Below are 20825 nucleotides of genomic sequence, written 5' to 3'. Positions count from 1 at the left end.
TCACACAAATGAAAAGATTTATAGGTTTTATAAGAAAAGAATTCTACCATATCTTTAGGGATAGGCGCTCGCTTTTTATCTTGTTTGGAATGCCAATTGCCCAGATATTGCTTTTCGGATTTGCCATAACCAATGAGATCAACAATGTAAATATTGCTATCCAGGATCATTCTAAAGATGCTTCTACCCTAGAAATCATCAATAAAATTTCCAACTCCAAATACTTTAGTATTAAGCAGATAATTTCTCGGGAAGCGGAAATTGAAAGTATATTTCAAAAAGGAAAAATAAAAGCGGTCTTAAATTTTGAGAAAGACTTTGGTAGAAATCTCATCAAAGAGAAAAGCGCTAAAATTCAAATAATAACCGATGCCACCGATCCCAATACTGCCAATTCTATAACCAATTACATAAACGCCATCCTTCAAAATTACCAACTAGAAAAAAACAAGAGTATTCAAATAGACTATCAGATTATTCCGCAAACTCGCATGGTCTATAACCAAGAGCTAAAGAGCGTATTCATGTTTGTTCCAGGAGTAATGACCATTATTTTAATGCTGGTTTCGGCAATGATGACTTCTATTTCTATCACTCGAGAAAAGGAATTGGGGACCATGGAGATTCTCTTGGTTTCTCCTTTAAAACCGTTCCAAGTGATTATAGGGAAAGTGGTCCCATATATATTCCTATCTATAATCAACGCAGCTGTCATTGTACTTTTAAGCATATTTATATTTAAAATGCCAGTGGAAGGTAGTTTATTTCTGCTAGGGGCAGAAAGTGTTTTGTTTATCATTACTTCCTTAGCTCTTGGAATCTTGATTTCCACTATTTCAGATACGCAACAATCTGCTATGATGATTTCACTAATGGGGTTAATGCTTCCCGTAATACTACTCTCGGGTTTTATTTTTCCCATTTCTAGTATGCCAGCACCGCTACAAGTAATCAGTAATATTATTCCCGCCAAATGGTTTATCATCATCATTAAAGGTATTATGCTCAAGGGTGTTGGACTGGCATTTGTTTGGAAGGAAACTCTGATTCTGATAGGTATGACTGTTTTTTTTATTGCCGTAAGCGTCAAGAAATATAAAATTAGGCTGGAATAATGAGAACTATAGGCTATATCATACAAAAGGAGTTTAAGCAGATCTTTAGAAATAAAGGAATGTTGCCAATTATTTTCATCTTGCCCATCCTTCAATTGGTCATTCTTTCCAATGCTGCTACCTATGAGGTGAAAAATATAAAGTTTGCTTATATCGATGCTGATCGTACCTCCACTTCTCGTTCCCTAATCGAAAAATTTAATGCCTCCTCTTATTTTGATGTCTTAATGGACTTACCGTCCAATAAGATGGCGAATTCCGCTATGCTTGCCGGAGAAGTGGATGTAGTCTTAGAAATACCAAATCATTTTGAACGGAATTTGATAAAGGAAAAATCAGCTACACTTGGTATTAGCATCAATGCGATAGATGGCGCAGCAGCAGGATTAGAAAGTGTTTATATCAATCAAATAATTCAAGGCTATAACCGTGATATTCGGGTAAGCCTTATGGATACTTCGCATAGGAGTATTAAGCCAATGAATATTAGTAGTATTCCTTCTTTTTGGTATAACACAAGCTTGGATTACAAAACTTTTATGGTGCCCGGTATTTTGGTGTTGTTGGTAACCATGATCACCCTCTTCTTGTCTGGGATGAACATTGTTAGGGAAAAGGAAATAGGTACGTTAGAGCAGATAAATGTAACCCCAATTAAAAAAAGTCAATTTATCATCGGTAAGCTATTTCCATTTTGGATTATTGGGATGGGATTGTTAACGATTGGCCTGATTTTAGCAAAATTAATTTTCAATACGCCCATGTTGGGCAGCATTCCATTGCTCTATCTCTATACCTCTATTTACATTCTGGTGATATTGGGAATGGGATTACTAATTTCAAACTTTACCGATACCCAACAGCAGGCAATGTTTATAGCATGGTTTTTTATAGTCATTTTTATTTTAATGAGTGGCCTATTTACCCCTATAGAAAGCATGCCCCAGTGGGCACAAATTTTCACCGAAATTAATCCTATTAAATACTTTGTTGAGGTAATGCGCATGGTGCTACTAAAAGGCTCTGGTCTTCAGGATATACTACCTCAACTACTAAAAACTTTAGCTTATGCGTTAGTGATGAATGCGTTAGCCGTATGGAGTTATAAAAAAGTAAACTAATGAAAAAAGAAATCTAATAATATTTACAAAAAAAAAGGGAATCCAAATTCTTAAATGGACCGTGTTCTAGGTTTAGAGAATTGAGTTATTCTCCAAGGCTTTGTATCAATTTGTACGTGGATTTCTGCATCTATTAGCACTCTATGGTTTCTTTAAAGCAATGAACTGAACCCATTGGGTTTTGATCAGGATAACTAGTCTTCTTATTTTTGCTTCTATCGCTTTGGTCATTTATATTAACCAAGGCGGTATATTTGAAATTAGGACGATAGGCGCTATGAGTTTTAGGATTATTCTTACCTTAGATTTCTCAGCGATGGTCTATTATAAAATCAGTAAAAAAATAGCATAAAAAACATGGAAAACAATCCAATATATATTAAAAAATTTAATGGAGAGATTGAAGAATTTAAAGTCGAAAAATTAAAAAACTCCCTAAGAAGAAGTAAGGCCTCGGAAGAGGAGATAGAAAATATTGTTGCGCATATTACTCCCACACTTTATGATGGCATGCCTTCCAAGGAAATATATAAAAAGGTATTTTCATTATTAAAAAAACACAACCGTATTTCCGCTTCCAAATACAGTTTAAAGCGCGCTATATTGGACCTAGGACCTACGGGGTTTCCTTTTGAACGATTAATTGGTGCCTTACTCCGTCAAAAAGGTTTTGAAACTCAGGTTAGTGTAACTCTACAAGGGGAATGTGTTACTCATGAAGTAGATGTGCTAGCCCAGAAAGACGGGAACTCCTATGCGGTAGAATGCAAATTTCACTCAGACCCCAAATCAATTAGTGGTGTAAAGGTGCCATTATACATTAATTCGCGCTTTCTAGATATTCAAAATCGTTGGAATAAGGACCCTGTAAAAAAATCGCACCTCAAACAAGGCTGGCTAGTTACCAACACCCGGTTTTCTTCAGATGCTATAGACTACTCCAATTGTGTAGGGCTGCAATTATTAAGTTGGGATTACCCAGAAAACAATGGGATAAAACACAATATAGATCATTATGCTCTCTATCCTATTACCACTTTAACTACGCTGACTAAGAAAGAAAAACACCAACTAATTGAGAACGATATAATTTTAACCGTTGAGCTTTTTAATGCTCCACATGCATTAGAGAAAATTGGAATTTCAGCTTTGAGAACAAAAAGGGTTATTAACGAAATAAAGAATTTATGTAATCTGTAATTACACAAATAACATTTTAAACAAACGAGGGTTTAAGCCATTTCTACCCTTATTTCTTTTTTAGCCGTATTTTGATCAAATCCACTAAGTGCACAAGACTTTATAGGGAAACCAATCCTCCACAATTCGCGCTGAGCTTGCTCAAACACAACGGAGGTGGAATATAGGAAGTCAATGGTACTTGAATCAATATTGACCTCAAGAACCCTGATATTCATAATGCGACTCAGGTTTCGAACAATAATCTGTTTATCTGCAGTACAGTTTAAGTTTTCCAATTTAGCCCTAGCTTTCATACGTCTCAATTTTAATATTATATAATATTCTCGAGACCATCATAGATCCGTAGTACTTTAATTTGATCCTGAGATTAGCAAACTTAATCAACAACCTCCTGATTAGATATGATATAAATCAGCTAAGCCCTTTTTTGCTTAAAATTTCATCCTAAATAAATTGGAGCCACCTTATTTACTACCATTTATTTTATAGATATCTCATCCATAAAAATCCAGGCATCCCCTCTTCTCAAATGCCACTCTGGCAATGTTCCTCTATTCTTGGCAGTAATTTTAATATAGGAAACCGTTTGATTAGCAAAATTGGCCACTATCTTTTTAATAATAGGCTCCCTTTTTTCTAAGGTTTCTATAGGCTGGTCTAAAACAGTCTTATAGTCTTGTCCATCTTTTGAAATAGAAATGGTGACATGAGTAGGAAGCATTACGGAAGTGGCGCCTATGTCCTGATAGTAATTAAGCCCTACGAAAGAAAGTTCCTTGGCATCGCCTAGATCTACAACTACTTCAAAATCCTTTTTCGGAATACCCTGCCAATTGGGATCGTCTCCACGGGCAGTGGCAAATTTATTATTTACAAGTGCCCTATCCCCTCCTCCACTATAGGTCTCGTCATAGGGATTGGTGTAAATGATGGTTGCCTGATCTCCAAAGCCAGTAGAGAACATTTTAATTAAGGGAAACCCAATAGCCTTACCATTCCTAAAAGATTGAGCATTTAATTCAATAGTAGAAGTATATTCAATTGGCACTGTATACAGTTTGGATTCTAATGATGGCTCGGAACCATCCAAGGTGTATCTAATGTCGTATTGATTCAGTTCGTTAAACAGACTAAGGCTAAACACTTTATTCGCCTTATTATAACTTACCTCATAATTGGGAGACATAGCACTACCAGCAAAATTATATCCCAAGTCTTGAAATCTATCCAATTGTAAATCTAATTTTTCTTTAAAATATTCTTTATCCTTATTTTCAGATTTTGTCCAAAGTGCTTCGGAAAGAGCGGTGAGTCTAGGCAGCATCATATATTGAACATGGTTTAAGGTTTTTATCTGCTCTGTCCATAGATTGGCTTGTCCGCCTAAAATATGGTGTCTTTTATCCGCCTCAATAGCTACGGGAATAGGATCAAAATCGTATACTTTTAAAAGGTTATTATAACCTCCCCAAGAGGGTGGTTCAAATTCGCTTTTACCTTGACTATGATCAAAGTATAATGGATCTCCTGGTGACATTACTACATCGTGTCCGGCATTAGCTGCTTCTATTCCACCTGCAACCCCTCTCCAAGACATCACCGTGGCTCGTTCTGGCAAGCCGCCTTCTAGAATCTCGTCCCATCCAATAAGCTTCCTATTTTTAGAATGTATAAACTTTTCCATTCTTTTTACAAAATAGCTCTGCAGTTCTTCTCCATTTTGCAAGTTTTCCTCTTGCATTCTTATTTTGCATTTATCACAATTTAACCATGAATCCTTTCCCACTTCATCCCCACCAATATGCAGATATTCATTAGGAAATAATTCTACCACCTCACTAATTATATTTTGTAGAAATTGAAAAGTTCCATCGTTACCAGCGCAATACACACCAGTAATATTATTGATATCACAAGAGAATTCAGGGTAACATTGTAAAGCGGCCTCGGAATGCCCTGGCATTTCTATTTCAGGAATCACATCTATATACCGATCCTTTGCATAGGCTACTATCTCTCTAATATCCTCCTTGGTATAGTAACCTCCATAGACTTCCCCTTCTGCATTTTCTTCGGTCACTTCAAAATCTTCCCATGGCTTCTTGTTTTCTTTTACTTTTCGCCATGCCCCTTTTTTGGTGAGCTCGGGGTAGGCATCAATTTGAATTCTCCATCCTATTCCATCTACCAAATGCCAATGAAATTTATTCATCTTATGCATTGCTAGTGCATCTATCACCTTTTTCACAGAATCTTTAGGCATAAAATGACGAGATACATCTAGCATCATTCCCCTCCATCCAAATTCCGGGGCATCTTTAATGTTAAGGTAGTTAAGAACAGGTTCTTTTATGGCTGATTTTGGAGTGAGGAGTTGTTTTAAAGACTGAATTCCATAAAATAAGCCTTGGTAAGTACTTCCTATTATGGACACTCCCGACTTATTGATAGTTAGACCATAAGCTCCTTCTGATTCATCCTCACCAGAAAGTATCAATTGAATAGCATTATCTTGATTCTCAGAGGTTAATTTAAGGTCTAAATTAAAATTAGCTTTTAAAAATGAATGCAATTCAGCTCCAAGCTTTTCACCCTCCACCCTACTATCAACCACAATTACAGTGCTTTTATTTATCTCAAAAGAACCTTCCTGATAGGTAATTTCATTAGGTTGTGGAATTATTCCAGTAAAAATGGGTTCTGATTTCTTACAAGAAGTGATAATTAAAATAAGAAGAAAAGGGAGTACTTTAAATACATTCATCATTAGACCTAAATAATTTATTCGCTAAAAATAATCAATTCCTTCAGGGTTATATATTAGTTGATTAACAAAAGGGAGTATTTTTTAAACTGACCCTAATATTCTTCCTGACCAATATCATTGTATCTCATTAAAAAACAGCCTATTATTGATTATTACATTAGATAAAAATGAGTTGCTAACGTATTTTACTGCGGACTGATTTTTCGGTGAATGCTATGCGTGAGAATTAATGTGATTTAAGGAATGTATCCTCGGCACATTGGTTTCAATTAATGATTGATAAGATTAGTAAACTACCTTGAGGCAAGCCCACAAGGCATTAAAGGAAAAAAAACGTATTGATTTCGAGGCCCGCCAGAACGGCACGGGCGGGCAAGCCTCGGAGCATTTAAATCTCTATTATCGAGTAAATTACAGTTCTGCACCCCATTAAGGTTTGGCAATTTTTATAACTCACTTTTAGAAATTACCCCTATGAAATGAGCCATTACAAATAAGTTGATACCAACCTTAATGTTTAATGGCGAATTACATCTGACCGAAAAAAACAATAAAATATAAACAGATGAAAGATAATAACGAAGTGTTTAACACACCACCAAAAATTGAAAAATTACATTGGCACATACAACATTGGAAATCGGACCTTCATTTTATGGAGAATGAAACCAGTTTTATTCATCAATTATTAAACTCCGATATTTTTAAGCCCAATACTCCTAATTTATTTGAAAGAATACAGAAATATTTAACTCGGTTAGGAGAGTTTGAAGCTAGGAAATCTAAGCTACGTCAACTGATTTCTAAACACGAAAATCATCTTGGGGGTTTAGCACAGTTCAGAAAAGAAACCTTTGATGCTGCGTTTTACCACAAACACGATGATTTAGAAATGGAGGTATTGGATTGTATGGATGACTTTAAAACCCTTAAGGCCGAGATATATAACTATGTAAGCGGTACTATTAAAAAAGCCTAAACGTATATAGCAGATTAACCTTTTGGTCTCTTTAAGGAACAAACAGGAAAAATTATCGTTATAGAATCAACAAAAAACCAATCAATAGTATTTTAATTTTCGACTTGGTTAGCGGTGCTATTTTTAAATATTCCGTAGATTTAAACCTAAATTAATGGTTGGCATCTACACAACTCCCAGCCTTTAGAACAGCCCAACCATATATGTTCCGCAATTAAATTTAATCTAATCCAATAAATCAATTCAAATAAATTAAAATGAACAAAAAGAGTATAGTATTTACATTGAGTTTATTACTGCTTGTTCCCATTCTTTTAACGGCACAACCTTCCAACATAAGTGTTATTCCGCAACCCAATGTAGTAGAACCTAAGAATGGAGTATATTCCCCTGGTGAAGAGGTTCAGATTTTTGGGGATAATGCAACACTTAGTCATTTATTAAAATATGCTTCTAATATGTTTGAAGAAGATTTTAATTGGAAATCTGTAATAAGTACAGATAAAAGGAAATCGGATTTAACATTACAGCTCAGCAAAAAAGCAAATCCAACCGATGGCGCCTATAGCTTGACGATAGATAAAAAAGGGATCCTAATCACTTCTGCCAATGAACAAGGGTTGTTTTACGGTTTGCAAACGCTTAGGCAGCTACTAGCCCAAAAAGAAGAAAAGAGCGAGTTAGAGTATATTAATATCACCGATGAACCCCGCTTTGGCTGGAGGGCTTTTATGTTAGATGAAGGGCGCTACTTTCAAGGAAAAGATCAGGTTAAGAAGCTACTGAATGAGATGGCCAGACTAAAAATGAACGTTTTCCACTGGCATTTGGTAGATGATCAAGGGTGGCGAATAGAGATTAAAAAATACCCACTATTAACCGAAGTGGGATCTAAAAGAACAAGCACTCAAGTAGGACCTAGAAAGTGGGATAGCCCTATACAGTCTGGAGTACCCCATGAAGGTTATTACACCCAGGAAGATATAAAAGAGATTCTGGCCTATGCCAAAGAGCGATACATAACAGTAGTGCCAGAGATAGAAATGCCCGGACATTCTTCTGCAGCAATTGCAGCCTACCCATGGTTAGGCTCTTCTGGAAAACAAATAGAAGTCCCTATTAATTTTGGGGTGAGTAAGGATATTTTTAATGTGGTAGATCCTAAGGTCTTCTCCTTTCTTACCGATGTATTAGACGAGGTAATGGCCTTATTCCCATCTGAAGTAATTCACATAGGTGGGGATGAAGCAAAATACGATCATTGGGAGAATTCTGAGGAGATTAGAAATTACATGAAGGATAATAACCTAAAGACCTTCGCCGACCTGCAAGTAGATTTTACTAATAGAATATCCAATTACATTGAAAGTAAAGGGAGAAAAATGATGGGATGGAACGAGATTCTAGGAACTAATGTTCATGAATATCAAGCTGAAAAGGATAGTAAAGCAGAAACCGAACTTTCCAAGTCTGCGGTAATTCATTTTTGGAGGGGAGATATTAAGCTTATGACAGAAGCAGCCGAAGAAGGGTATAATATTGTAAATTCTCTGCATACAGAGACGTATTTAGATTATTCCTACCAAAATATTCCTTTAAATAGGGCCTATGACTTTAATCCTATCCCTAAGGATTTAGACGCTAAATATCACGATAGGATAATTGGAACCGGAAGCCAGATGTGGGGAGAATGGATACCTACTAGCGGGTATATGGATTTTATGACGTTTCCACGAATTGCGGCCTATGCGGAAGTGGGTTGGACACAGCCTCAGCAGAAAGATTTTGATCGTTTCCTAAAAACACTCCCAAACCTATTGGAAATCTGGAAGAACAACGGTATCTATTACGCTCCCCTAAAGGAGGCAATGCCAAAATAATCAGTTGTGATTAAACACTATGCTCAGCGTTTTATAAATTAGAGCAGGATATTATCACCAAAAAAAAAGAGTTATGAAAACCGCCTTAATTGGCGGTTTTTTATTTTAAAATATACATCTCTTGGTGACCCTTCAATTCCGCCAGGTGGTAATTATAATACGTATCCCAATAGATAATAGAGAATTATAAAAACAATTATTGTTCCTATACACCCACATTTACCTCCGCCAATTTTCTTTGCACCCCATCCTGCTAGTAATGCTTTAATAATATTTTTCATAATGATGTTTCTTGTTTTTAATTCTTATTCCTACTAAAAGTTATTTTCTTCCAGGTTCAGATCTAATATCAGTTTTTGGGCGATATCGTTTATATCTTCTGCCTGCGATTGTAATAGTGCATTAGTGGCATCGGGAATATTTTCATAGGCTAAAACCTCTTGATATTTTTTAATCAGGTCTTGCTCTCGCTGTAAAATCAACCGATCTACCTCAATGGCAGTAAGATTTTTGCTATTCACTTTTTCCGCTACGTCATCAAAAATACATACCCCTTCTTTTTTACGTTTGAATACTCCTCCCTCCTTTACGGCAATAATCTCGTCACTTAAGATTTGTTCAAAATCTTGTCGCTGTTCCGCTTGTTCTTTAAAAAATTGTCGCTTCTGCAGAATCTCTTCCGTGAGTGATAATTCTCTATACGCTTCCTTGGAGGAAATTACCTCACAAAGCAAATCATCCAGTCTAATTTTCCAATTTCCGCTATCCGTTTCCATGATATATCGATTAAAAGATTATTATTCCTACTGCTGTTGCAAGCTTCTATATCTAACCATTAGTGGTGAATCCTGGATAACAGGTCATTCCACCATCCACAAAAATGGTTGTACCATTGATATATTCAGATTCATCGGAAGCCAACCAACTAGCTACGCTCCCAATATCTTCGGGAATACCGATTCTTTTATAAGGAATAAGCTTTAACATTCCCTCTGCACCTTCTCTTGTACTCCACACCTCCTTATTTATATCTGTTTTGATGGCCCCAGGGGCAATACTATTACATCGTATTTTCTCTGGTCCATATTCTTGACAGATGCTCTCCATCAACATCAACAACCCTCCTTTAGAGGCTGCATAATTAGCATGCCCCGCCCAGGGGATTACTTCGTGTACAGAACTCATATGTATAATCTTTCCCAAGGATTTAGAAACATCTTTTCTTATTCCCCTTCTTTTAAATTCTATTATGGATTCCCTAGCACACAGGAACTGTCCAGTAAGATTAACATCCAACACTTTTTGCCAATCCTTTAAAGGCATTTCATGGAGGGGGTGGTCTATTTGGATTCCGGCATTGGCAACGCAAACATCTACTGTTCCAAAATGGGTGACTGTTTTATTAAACATGGCTTTCACCTCACTCTCCTTGCTCACGTCACATTTAAATACGATGGCCTCACCACAATCGGCATTTTCACAAATCCAATGGGCTAGTTCTTCTGCTTCTTTTTTGTCTGAAAGATAATTTACAACAATATTCCCGCCTTCCATTCCCATAGACTTTGCCACTGCCTTACCTATACCCGAACTGGCTCCAGTTACAATACAAGTTTGATTTTCAAGTCTTCTATTTGGCTTTTGCATGCTTTTGCTTTATATAAATTTACAGAATTTCTTGTTACAAAGGCGGGTATATTGCCTTAGAGGAAATGATTAAACGAATAGCGTTAAAATTTCACTATACCATAGGCATTCTTATTATCAGACAATTCCTAGAATGCAATTGCCCCTATGGCAACTCACCATTTAAGCAAGATTTAAATTAAAACACCCTGTCGCTAGCAACAGGGTGATTAAAATTATCAGGGTATGTTGACTACTTTAGAGGAACAAACGCTAGTCTTTGACCGCCTACGGATAAATCTGCCATTAATCCTTTCTTTGGAATTACAAATACCACCACACCATCGTTATAATTAGCGCTAACTGAAACACCTTCTTCTAAAGCAATAGCTTTGGCTTCAGCAGAAAACTCATACTTACCCTGTTTAAAGTGATTTAGTGCATCTTCTGTTTCAAAAAAGATGATTTCTGTAAAGGTTTGTCCCCCTGCTTGAAGGCCTACATCTAATTTTTTGAGGTCTGCCATTCCTACTAACATCCCATCTTCATAAACAGCACCATTTCCAGAGGCACCGCCTACAATAAAGGCACCCTCACCAACATTAGGGAAGATTACATAACCGGATGCATTGTTAAAGAAAAGGTCCAATCCTGCATCCATATTTTCAGCATGCGTTTTCGCTTCTTCCGCAGCGTTAATAATTTTCTGATTCTTATCATTCTGGGCAAAAGAACCACAGGTCACCAATAAAACAACCATTGTTGTTACTAATTTTAAAGTTTTCATAACGTATATTTTAATTTAACATTCAGTTTTAAGAGTATTTCCATAACAGCAGAGATTAAACTACCTTAGGAACCCCCTCTTGAATATCAAATTTAATAGCCTGTTTATTAGACAATTAACCCTAACAATAAAAGTTTTAGTGTTTTTGATATTTTATTCTTAAAATGGTAAATCGAATCTATTTGCCTTTGGAGAACTCAATAGCGCTACTAAGCTCAATAATCCTCAACTTGGGGAAATAATCTCAATAGCAATAAGAAAAACCGCTTTTAAAGCATTATAAAAAATAAAAAATCCGTAATCTTGCTTTCCACTTTATCAAATTAAAATAAACAAATATGGCGTCAGGTTTTTTTGCATTACTAGATGATATTGCAGCTTTAATGGATGATGTAGCAGCAATGAGTAAGATTGCAGGAAAGAAAACCGCAGGTATTTTAGGGGACGATCTGGCTGTAAATGCAGAAAAAGCTTCTGGATTTGTTTCCTCACGTGAATTACCGGTATTATGGGCTATCACTAAAGGCTCCATGCTTAACAAGATAATTATTTTACCAGTTGCCTTTGCCCTTAGTGCCTTTTTACCCATTGCGGTAACTATAATTCTACTTTTAGGGGGATTATATTTGGCCTATGAGGGAGCAGAAAAAGTTCATGAATATCTATTTCATAGAAATCACGGAGGTAAAGAGGTGTTGCATGAGGAGCTTACGAAGGCTCAAATATTAGCGCAAGAAAAGGACAAAATTAAATCGGCCATCTTTACCGACTTTATTCTTTCCGTAGAAATTGTAATTATAGCATTGGGAACGGTGGTTAGTCAGCCAATAACAATACAGATAATAGTGGTATCTATTATTGCCCTTATTGCAACGGTAGGTGTATACGGTATTGTAGCCCTAATCGTTAGAATGGACGATTTTGGCTTTAAACTAATTGATCTTAATGAAGAGGACGATAGTATATCTGATAAGATAGGAAGGTTTTTGGTAAACGCACTTCCTGTTGTAATTAGAAGTTTATCAGTAATAGGAACAATAGCTCTACTATTGGTGGCTGGGGGTATTTTTATGCATAACTTGGAATTCCTTCACCATTGGTTTACTGGTATTCCCTCTATATTGGGCGAATTTATAGTTGGCTTAATTGTGGGCGTTATCTGTTTATCCATTGTTCTCTTAGTAAAGAAGATAATAAAACGGTAAGAATTAAAATATCGCATTGATTAGACCCCAATTGAAAAACAGCACCTAGAAATCTAAATACAAGCAAGTTAGCAGAGACACCAGGGTGATGTAGTTATTTATACTACTTAAAATCAGTTTTAATTAATCCTATCCCTAAGCCATATCTCGGTCCAATATTTTTGCTATTATTCGAACAATCTCCTGTTTTAATTGATATTCATCAATAGGTTTATTGATGATATATTCAGGATTCGCTTTCTTAGCTCTATCTAACGTAGCTTGATCCGAATTACCAGTTATAAAAACAATGGGGATACCATATTTTTCATTGACTATTTCAGCAATCTCTATCCCGTTGTACTTTCCATTTAATCCGATATCTAAAAGGACAAGATCTGGAGTCTCTTTTTCCATCATATTCAATGCCTCCTCTCCATTATTAGCAGTTCTAATAACAACGTTGTCTATTTCGTTAATGGTAAACTCCAAAAACATTTGGATTACCATATTATCCTCTACTATTAAAATTTTTGTCGACATAGCCTACAAGATTTCTTCTATTTCTTGAAATTTAATTATATAATGGGTGCCTAATTTTGAATTGTCTTTCTCTATACTACCTTTTACCTGGACCACTAATTTATGAATCAATTTTAAACCAAGTGATTTTATATTACGAAAGTCCAAATCCTCTGGAAACCCAATACCATCATCACCAATTTTTAGAAGATAATTTGGGTAGTCTAATTTTTCAATTTCTATGTAAATACTACCTTTTTCATCGTTTACAATTCCATACTTTAAAGAATTAGTCACTATTTCATTGATTATAAGGCCTAATGGCACAGAGGTATCCAAATTAAGATAGAGTTCATCCGCCTTAATACTTAGATTAATCTTAGAAACATCTCCTTTCATGGAAGTGATAAGGTTAGTCACCAATCTATTTAAATATTCCTCGTAATCTATCTTTGTTAAATCGTCGGATTGGTATAGCATTTCATGAATAATAGACATCGAATTTATTCTATATTGCCCATATCTAAAAAGCCCCTTTGTTGCCTCGTCTTTAATAAAGGTGGACTGCAAACTTAATAAACCAGTAATAACCTGAAGGTTGTTTTTTACCCTATGATGAATTTCTTTAAGTAATAATTCTCTTTCCTTAATCCGGGTTTCTATCTTATCATTCAGCGTGTAAATAGCAGCGTTCTTTCTATATAAGCTATAGATGATAAACAGGAATAAAACCACACCAGAATTCAGCAAGAAAGCATATAAAAACGTTCTTTTTTTATAGTCCTTCACCTTTTTATCAATAAGATCATTATTGATTTTAGTGTAAAGTGTAAAAAGGGTTTTACCTTCTAAATTTACCTTACGATGTGAATATATTGGATTCTCGTTTAGATTTTTTCGATGTAATTCCTCTTCAGAAATAGGGTACAGTTCCCCGAAGCCCACAGGTAAATCCTTTCTATTATCGGTTAGCAATCCAACATTTTGTCGTTTAAAATGATTAAGCCAATTTTGAGCTTTTAAGTTCAATCCTACAACTCCCCTTAACTCATCGTTAAGAAATAAGGGCGTGAAAAAACGAATAGTAGGCCTATACGGAATTTCTATTTCACCATGCTCCATATTAAGATCCAAATTAGAAACATATAAATCTCCCTGTTTTAGTTTTATGGACTCCTTAAAAAAATAGCGATTTCCTTTGTATTGAATGATATCTACATCAGATATCTTATTATCCTCAACTCGAATTATTTCCATCCCCAAAGCATCTATAAATCGGGCTAAGAAATAGTTGTCATCAGTCTTTAGAAACAGACCTAGTTTTTCTTTAATTAATTCAATAGAAAGATCCGACTCTAAATCTAATTTGATAAGGTCTCTAATAAAAAAGACATGTTTTTTGCTGAAATTATATAAATCACCTAGTTGGTGATTCGCGGCAGAAAGGCGATTGTCAGCTTTAATTTCTTCTACTAGCTCTACATTGGTTCGATAAACCTCAACTCTTTGAAAAGATATTCTCCAAATAGTAGCTGTAGTTATAACAAACAACGCTAAGGATATTAGGACGAGTCTTTTTTCCATTATTTCATTGGCATAATTTAAATTTTAATTAAAAAAATAATGGACTTTACTAGACCAATTACCATTTACGCGATGTACAATTCCTTTTATATATAACAACTTGAAATCATTTAACCCTAATGTAAAAACATCATATTATTACTTATTTTATATTATACTCCCTGTCTAAATCCATCTTCTACCTTATAAAATAAAAATGATTTATCCTTTTATAGCTAATGCTATCTACTTTAGGAGTTAAATAATAGCATTCCAAAATTTTGAAAGTATCATCAGGATTTTTACATTAGAACTACTTAAATCCACCAAATTAGGTTAATTACTTACAAAATAAAATTTTAAATCCTACTTTTTTATGAAATCAACAAATTTTACATAAAAATCACCCGATAATAGTTGTATTCTTCTCAATATCACGAAATAAGTAGTTATGTATTAACCATCTATGTGGAGTTACAAATTTTAGGGATTGTAATAATAGCGCATAGGGGAGATAAGGTCATTATAGGTCATCAGCTCGCTATTCCTAAATTTTAAGTTAACGGGATTATCTTATGGTATTCTCTAGAATAATAACAGATGGACTGTTAGTAAGCCACCTTTTGCCTAGCCCTGTAGTGTCCCCTGCTGGGGTAAAATAAACAAAGGACCCTAAGGCTAGGTCAACATCTCCGTCCCCATCCATATCTTCGGCATCCATAACAATCCACCTCCCATTGGTAGATTGTGGAAATGAGTAGTCTTCAAAATCCAAATTCCCTTTATTTTCCAGATATACAAAACTCTCCTCTGGATGGCGGATATAATCTGGAAAGAAGGATATTGCTGCGATATCTAAATCCCCATCTAAATCGAAGTCCCTTGCCACAGCCTTATATGCCCCATTTAAAGGGTAAAAGTATTCCTGTTTAAATTGTAGATTCCCCTTATTTATAAATATATAAATCCCGTGATAATTTTTTAGGAAAGGAGTCTTATCCGCATTATCTCCACTAACATAGAGTATATCATCCAAGCCGTCATTATTAAAATCGGCCAGCTCTATATGTTGTGACCCATATAAAGGCATAAATGATAAGAGTCTTTTTTCTACAAAAGAACCGTCACCATTATTTTCATAATAGAATACCCCCTCATCGCCTTGCGCCATTAATGTCACTATATCATTTAGTCCGTCCCCATTCATATCCTTTATTACTGCTGAAATAGCTCCTGGTCTATTATTTAATAGTTGCTCTTTATACCCTTCTTCCCCCTCATTAAAATAACAAACCAATCTTCCTGTCTGGTTTCCAAACTCGCAAGCTACAATATCCTCTCTCCCGTTATTATTTAAATCTCCATAAGCCATAAATACGGGACGCTGCATATTATCTATAAGCATTTCTGCGCTGTTATAATGATGCCCAATTTCAGAAATGGTTAGCATTTGTAAGGTTCCGTCTGCGGCATCATTTGGAAAAATATTTTTTCCTGCAATAGTCACATATAAGGTGTCATTTTTTTCACGATATTGAACGGGACTCGTTTTCAATCGCACTTCATGATCCTTTTCCAAATTGGGTGTTAGGAAGGTTAAACTATTTATATGTTGCTTTCCATCGGCATATACCACTCCCTTTCCCTCTGGTCTAATTTTCACCATAGTGGTAAGTGGGGGTCTATGTGAATATGCCACTTCCTTGTAATTAAAATGCGGTAAGCCTATTGTAATCTTTTTAGAATACGATAGGGAAGGCATTGAATCTGGCGCATTATTTATATAGTATTCTACAATCTTATCCCAGTCTGCCCTAGCCAATAAGGGTTGTTTTGGAAAAACATTGGCGTTTCTAACTCTATCTCCCCCACTCCCTTTTTCAAATAAACTATCTGGTTGCTGCTCTCCATCATAAATCCCTAATCGAAAAGCCATAGCCGGAAGTACGTCCTCCCTCCAGCTAAATTGCGGCAGACTATCTGGAGGAACAAAAAGATGGCAACTAGAACAATGGATACGTGCTAACTGATCTCCCTGAAGCTTAGAAACCGGAATTTCTTTTATTTCTGAATACTTAGTCCCCTTTTTCTTTTCTGAACAAGAAGTAATCAACAACAACAAAAAAACCAATATAACATATCCCCTCATACCAGATTACCTTACACAATGCGTGTTATAGCACGCTTTTAAATTAGAATGAAACTAACAATAGCACACAAAATAGCACTTTAAATCGAATGTTTTAGCCTAAATACGGACCAAGATCAAAAGTTGTGTGTGACTTAAACTAACGGTAAGGACAAATGGTTAAAACCTTTCCTTTTTGACATGTCAATACTTTTTTCCATTGATGAAAAAAGTATTCAAAAAAATCTAGGCTTATTTCTCCTTTCTTGAAATCTACGGACTTTCTACTGCCACAGCGTCCAGGCCGCTTTCACTAAGGTGAAATGCTCTTTGGACGCCTTCCTTCGGCCAACGTAGAAACTCCTTGATTTGCTACTAAAAGAGAAAGTAGGCCGAAAACCTTTAAAAGAAGGCTTCTTGTTTTGTTATCCTTATCCGCAGAATAGGATTCAAAAGCTCCGAGATTCAGCTTTTTTATTTCCAAAAAAGCGCGGAGTTTTGAAACCGATTTTTAGATTTGATCTAAAAAATTCATCGGAGAAGGTGTCTTTTCTTTTGTTTCGTTTTCTTTGGACAAGCAAAGAAAATGAAAGAATATATTTGAGTAAAACTCAGTTAATCGTATATGTAAAACCTTATTAATTTGAATTAATATTTAAGGTTCATTGTTTGCATAAACACAACAATTGGTCATGATCCCTTAATACCTATATGCTGCACTATGATTATTGATTAGGTAACCCAATTTCCTTTATTAGAGGACTAATTTCCTGAAGCACCTCAAATTAAGATCGTTTAATTTTTATATTACCCAAAAGCCTGAAGGTCTTATAGTCATTAGACCATACGAGTAAGAAGAACGGTGGCCAAAATCCATAAAATAAGGCTTAATATTCCGCCTATGATAAAAAAGTGACGAAACCTATAATTACCAATTCCATAGATTAGGGTGTTGGTTTGATACCCTACAGGAGTAAAAAAGCTAAAATTGGCGGCAAACATTACGGCAAGTATAAACGGTTTAAAATCTAATTGAAGACCATGGGCTACTGCTATCGCAATAGGCGTCATAATGATGGCTGTAGCATTATTACTAACAACACCACTCATAACCATGGTTACAAAAAAAAGTGTTCCTATCACCACCATTTCGGATTGCCCCTCCAAAAACATTAATAACTGCTCGGAAATCCATATGTCGGCACCAGTATTATTCATAGCTAAGCCTAAGGGTATCATCCCGGCTAGTAGAAAGAATATCTGCCAATTTACTTTTTTATACACCCTATCTAAATGGAGCTGATTGGTTAGTAGTAGTAATGCCACTCCTGATAGTGCACTTACCATAATAGATAATACTCCTGTTGCCGCCAAAACAACCACCATTAGCAGGACTGCTAAAGAAAAATATTTTTTATGTGGAGCATTATTATCTGGTCTATCCAACTCTTGAAGTAGTACTATATTCTCTATAGCCTCTAAGGATTGTACATTTTCCCTACTAACATCTACTAGTAATCTATCACCTGCTTTTAGAACCAATTTATTTACACTACTCCGTACCATCCTTTGGCGAATATTAGTAAGTGTTTTCCGCTTTTTAATAGCAAGAGGCAATACATCTTGCTGCATATATCCCCTAAGATTACCCAAGGTTTTTCCGAGAAGGGCTGATCCAGGTAGCATTAGGAGTTCTACAAATACACGCTCATCTAGCTTAGCGTCTTTCTCTCCTTCTTCTGATTGATTATCGGGAATCATCCAATGATGCTGTTCATTAACTCCCAGACCTTGAGATTCATTTAACTTAGACAGGGTATTAATATCGCACATTAGAAGTAACTCATCATTCTCCTTAAGGGAAATGTATTTTCCCGGTGCGTTATGCACTCGGTTGTCACGTACAAGTTGTAGTACGGAAATTTCGGGATTATTATATAGAAAGGTGTTTTCTATTCTTTTATCCACTAATTGAGATTCACTTTTAATACGTACACTAGTGATATAATTTTCTAAACTATAATCTTCATTTAGATCTCTATTCTTACTCCATGGCAACCATCTTAATATCAATGTAAGATATATAATAGATACTCCTAGAAATATAAGTCCAATTGCAGTAAATTCAAAAAACCCCAGAACCGGTGCTCCTAGATTTTTACCTACCGAATTAACAATTAGGTTAGTGGACGTCCCCATTAGGGTACAGGAACCTCCTAAAATTCCTGCAAAGGAAATAGGAAGCAACAGTTTGGATTTTGGGACTTTAAATTTTTCGGAGAGCTGATTTATTATTTTAATAAAGACTATGACTACTGCGGTGGTACTTATAAAGGCTGATATAGTAGCCGTAACCACCATAAACAATGGAGCCATAATGTAAACCGACATTCCCTTTAACTTTCCTAAACCTGAGGTAAGCCAAGAGATAACGCCATTTTCTTCCATGGCAATGGCCAAAATCATTAATGCTAATACGGCAATAGTGGCACTGTTAGAGAATCCACTGATAGCTTCTTCAGGGGAAATTAATCCTAGTAATGTTAGTGATACAATTATGAAAAAGGCAATTTTATCTACAGGGAAAATCTCCAATGCAAATAAAACAATTACCGTTACCAGCACTAGAAACACTAGGATTATATCTACTGTCATTTCATTTAGAATTAGCCATTGATAGTAAATTCCCAGGTTTATGCGGCTAGAATTTTTCTACACTCTTCCATACATTTAACACAGGAATTGGCACAATCTTCACAATGCTGATGATCATGTTGTCCACATTGCTCTGCACACCATTGACATACTTCTGCACACAACCTACAATACTCCTTGGCAAAACTACTATCGGCCATTAAAAATTTCATTGTAGTAGTACATGCCTCTATGCACAGTATACAGCATTTAGGGCAGTCGTTCTTACTTTCCATCCCAGCCATCTGTATTAGACAATACTCACAATCTTTTATACATTTTAGACAGGCGTCTATACAATCTTGATACTTTAATTCCATAGTGATATTATTTAAGTGTACCTTAAAATTAAAGTATTCTTCCCCTAATGATGCTCTTTATTGAATAATATATAGACGCAAACGGGCATGTTTATAGTGAGTAAGGAAACAAAATATTAAAACTACTCTAAATGCAAATTTGAACTATATTCCTAGCTATAATAACCGCTAAACACCTTGATTGTATTATAAAAAGGAAATAATCTTCAATGGTAAAGTTGAAAATCAATTGGTTGATTATCTATGTCGTGGGACACCTAAATCATACCCCCTATAAGTCCATCTTATCTTTAATTATTTAAAAATAGGAACCTCGGGCAAGTAAGCTTTCCTTTACAGACTAGCACCTCACAATAAACTCAGAATCTGTTCCCTCATTTTCATCTAAAACGGAGGTTAAAGCTTTTTCCAAGGATTCTTTAAGTTTTGTATAAGATTCAGGTTTCTTCAAATACTTATTTGCCCCGCCATCTCTAACTGCATCTACCTTCTGTGGATCTAAATAAGTAGAATAGATAATAACGGGAATAAAAGCCAAGCTTAGTTCTCTCCTAATATCGTCTAAACATTCTTCCCCATTCATCAAGGGCATATTAAGATCAAGGAAAATTATATCTGGGAGTTTTTGGTCCCTATCTAGTAAACTAGCCATAAGGTCCACCCCATTATCAAAAGTAAGTATTATGGAATCTGGACGTTGTTCCTTCAACGCCTCCGAAAACAGCATTCTGTCGTCCTCATCATCATCAGCAAGAAAAATATAGTTTTTATTCATACTGCAATCAAATTAAAGAATTTTGGACAATACATCTCAAATTTAAGTAATCCCATTTAATAAAAACGACATCAATAATACTTTCTTTCACACTTAGGCATCAATAATCTCATTTAGAATAGTGAATGACGATAATAAATTACTTTTTGTGTATCTTTTTT

Annotated in this window: 18 protein-coding genes; 6 read left to right on the top strand and 12 right to left on the bottom strand. The window is 35.4% G+C overall.

The genetic code is table 11. The annotated features are described in order from the left end of the window. Positions 1 to 8: 8 nt before the first annotated feature. From H344_RS0112440 to H344_RS0112430, 3 genes are all read left to right on the top strand, one after another. Positions 9 to 1115: an ABC transporter permease gene (locus H344_RS0112440; RefSeq protein WP_026810620.1), complete on the top strand. Its 1107-nt coding sequence runs from the start codon at positions 9 to 11 to the stop codon at positions 1113 to 1115. Then, positions 1115 to 2236, top strand: coding sequence for an ABC transporter permease (locus H344_RS0112435; RefSeq protein WP_026810619.1), 1122 nt, complete (start codon positions 1115 to 1117; stop codon positions 2234 to 2236). Before H344_RS0112440 ends, H344_RS0112435 begins: the two co-directional genes overlap by 1 nt. A 357-nt stretch (positions 2237 to 2593) precedes the next feature. After that, a complete protein-coding gene (locus H344_RS0112430) occupies positions 2594 to 3436 on the top strand; it encodes a restriction endonuclease (RefSeq protein ID WP_026810618.1) in 843 nt (280 codons plus the stop codon). 32 nt (positions 3437 to 3468) lie between these two features. Here H344_RS0112430 and H344_RS0112425 read toward each other — a convergent pair whose 3' ends face one another. Further along, positions 3469 to 3732: a hypothetical protein gene (locus tag H344_RS0112425; RefSeq protein WP_026810617.1), complete on the bottom strand. Its 264-nt coding sequence runs from the start codon at positions 3730 to 3732 to the stop codon at positions 3469 to 3471. 185 nt (positions 3733 to 3917) lie between these two features. Beyond that, a complete protein-coding gene (locus H344_RS0112420; RefSeq protein WP_084148801.1) occupies positions 3918 to 6206 on the bottom strand; it encodes a beta-N-acetylhexosaminidase in 2289 nt (762 codons plus the stop codon). A gap of 565 nt (positions 6207 to 6771) precedes the next feature. Here H344_RS0112420 and H344_RS0112415 point away from each other — a divergent pair. Continuing rightward, a complete protein-coding gene (locus H344_RS0112415) occupies positions 6772 to 7185 on the top strand; it encodes a hypothetical protein (RefSeq protein ID WP_051254304.1) in 414 nt (137 codons plus the stop codon). Positions 7186 to 7442: 257 nt separating this feature from the next. Next, positions 7443 to 9065 carry a beta-N-acetylhexosaminidase gene (locus H344_RS0112410; RefSeq protein WP_026810614.1) on the top strand — a complete coding sequence of 541 codons (1623 nt, stop codon included), beginning with the start codon at positions 7443 to 7445 and terminating at the stop codon, positions 9063 to 9065. Between the two features lie 314 nt (positions 9066 to 9379). Here the strand turns inward: H344_RS0112410 and H344_RS0112400 are convergent, their stop codons facing one another. The 3 genes from H344_RS0112400 to H344_RS0112390 form a co-directional block, all read right to left on the bottom strand. After that, on the bottom strand, positions 9380 to 9841 hold the full coding sequence (locus H344_RS0112400; RefSeq protein WP_026810612.1) for a hypothetical protein: 462 nt from the start codon (positions 9839 to 9841) through the stop codon (positions 9380 to 9382). 52 nt (positions 9842 to 9893) lie between these two features. Further along, a complete protein-coding gene (locus tag H344_RS0112395) occupies positions 9894 to 10712 on the bottom strand; it encodes an SDR family oxidoreductase (RefSeq protein WP_026810611.1) in 819 nt (272 codons plus the stop codon). A 232-nt stretch (positions 10713 to 10944) separates the two neighbouring features. After that, positions 10945 to 11478 carry a lipid-binding SYLF domain-containing protein gene (locus H344_RS0112390; protein ID WP_034256580.1) on the bottom strand — a complete coding sequence of 178 codons (534 nt, stop codon included), beginning with the start codon at positions 11476 to 11478 and terminating at the stop codon, positions 10945 to 10947. Between the two features lie 338 nt (positions 11479 to 11816). On the opposite strand from H344_RS0112390, the gene H344_RS0112385 reads away from it, so the two are divergent. After that, positions 11817 to 12683, top strand: coding sequence for a DUF808 domain-containing protein (locus H344_RS0112385; RefSeq protein ID WP_026810609.1), 867 nt, complete (start codon positions 11817 to 11819; stop codon positions 12681 to 12683). 135 nt (positions 12684 to 12818) lie between these two features. Here H344_RS0112385 and H344_RS0112380 read toward each other — a convergent pair whose 3' ends face one another. From H344_RS0112380 to H344_RS0112350, 7 genes are all read right to left on the bottom strand, one after another. Next, positions 12819 to 13205, bottom strand: coding sequence for a response regulator (locus tag H344_RS0112380; protein WP_026810608.1), 387 nt, complete (start codon positions 13203 to 13205; stop codon positions 12819 to 12821). Positions 13206 to 13208: 3 nt separating this feature from the next. Beyond that, complete coding sequence (locus H344_RS21100) at positions 13209 to 14768, bottom strand: sensor histidine kinase (protein ID WP_051254303.1); 1560 nt, start codon at positions 14766 to 14768, stop codon at positions 13209 to 13211. Between the two features lie 547 nt (positions 14769 to 15315). Further along, entirely contained in the window at positions 15316 to 16896 is a 1581-nt protein-coding gene (locus H344_RS0112370) for an FG-GAP repeat domain-containing protein (protein ID WP_026810607.1), read from the bottom strand. Between the two features lie 292 nt (positions 16897 to 17188). Further along, positions 17189 to 17359, bottom strand: a complete 171-nt coding sequence (locus H344_RS21700; RefSeq protein ID WP_157378267.1) for a hypothetical protein — start codon at positions 17357 to 17359, stop codon at positions 17189 to 17191. Between the two features lie 353 nt (positions 17360 to 17712). Beyond that, complete coding sequence (locus tag H344_RS0112360) at positions 17713 to 19530, bottom strand: SLC13 family permease (RefSeq protein WP_026810605.1); 1818 nt, start codon at positions 19528 to 19530, stop codon at positions 17713 to 17715. A gap of 38 nt (positions 19531 to 19568) precedes the next feature. Next, positions 19569 to 19889: a four-helix bundle copper-binding protein gene (locus H344_RS0112355; protein ID WP_026810604.1), complete on the bottom strand. Its 321-nt coding sequence runs from the start codon at positions 19887 to 19889 to the stop codon at positions 19569 to 19571. Positions 19890 to 20229: 340 nt separating this feature from the next. Next, positions 20230 to 20664 carry a response regulator gene (locus tag H344_RS0112350; RefSeq protein WP_026810603.1) on the bottom strand — a complete coding sequence of 145 codons (435 nt, stop codon included), beginning with the start codon at positions 20662 to 20664 and terminating at the stop codon, positions 20230 to 20232. Positions 20665 to 20825: the final 161 nt, after the last annotated feature.

Origin of the sequence: Arenibacter latericius DSM 15913 (assembly GCF_000424985.1) — a bacterium.
Lineage (GTDB): Bacteria > Bacteroidota > Bacteroidia > Flavobacteriales > Flavobacteriaceae > Arenibacter > Arenibacter latericius.
The sequence above is the reverse complement of the archived record's forward strand: the minus strand, read 5'-3'. Positions and strand labels throughout refer to the sequence as shown.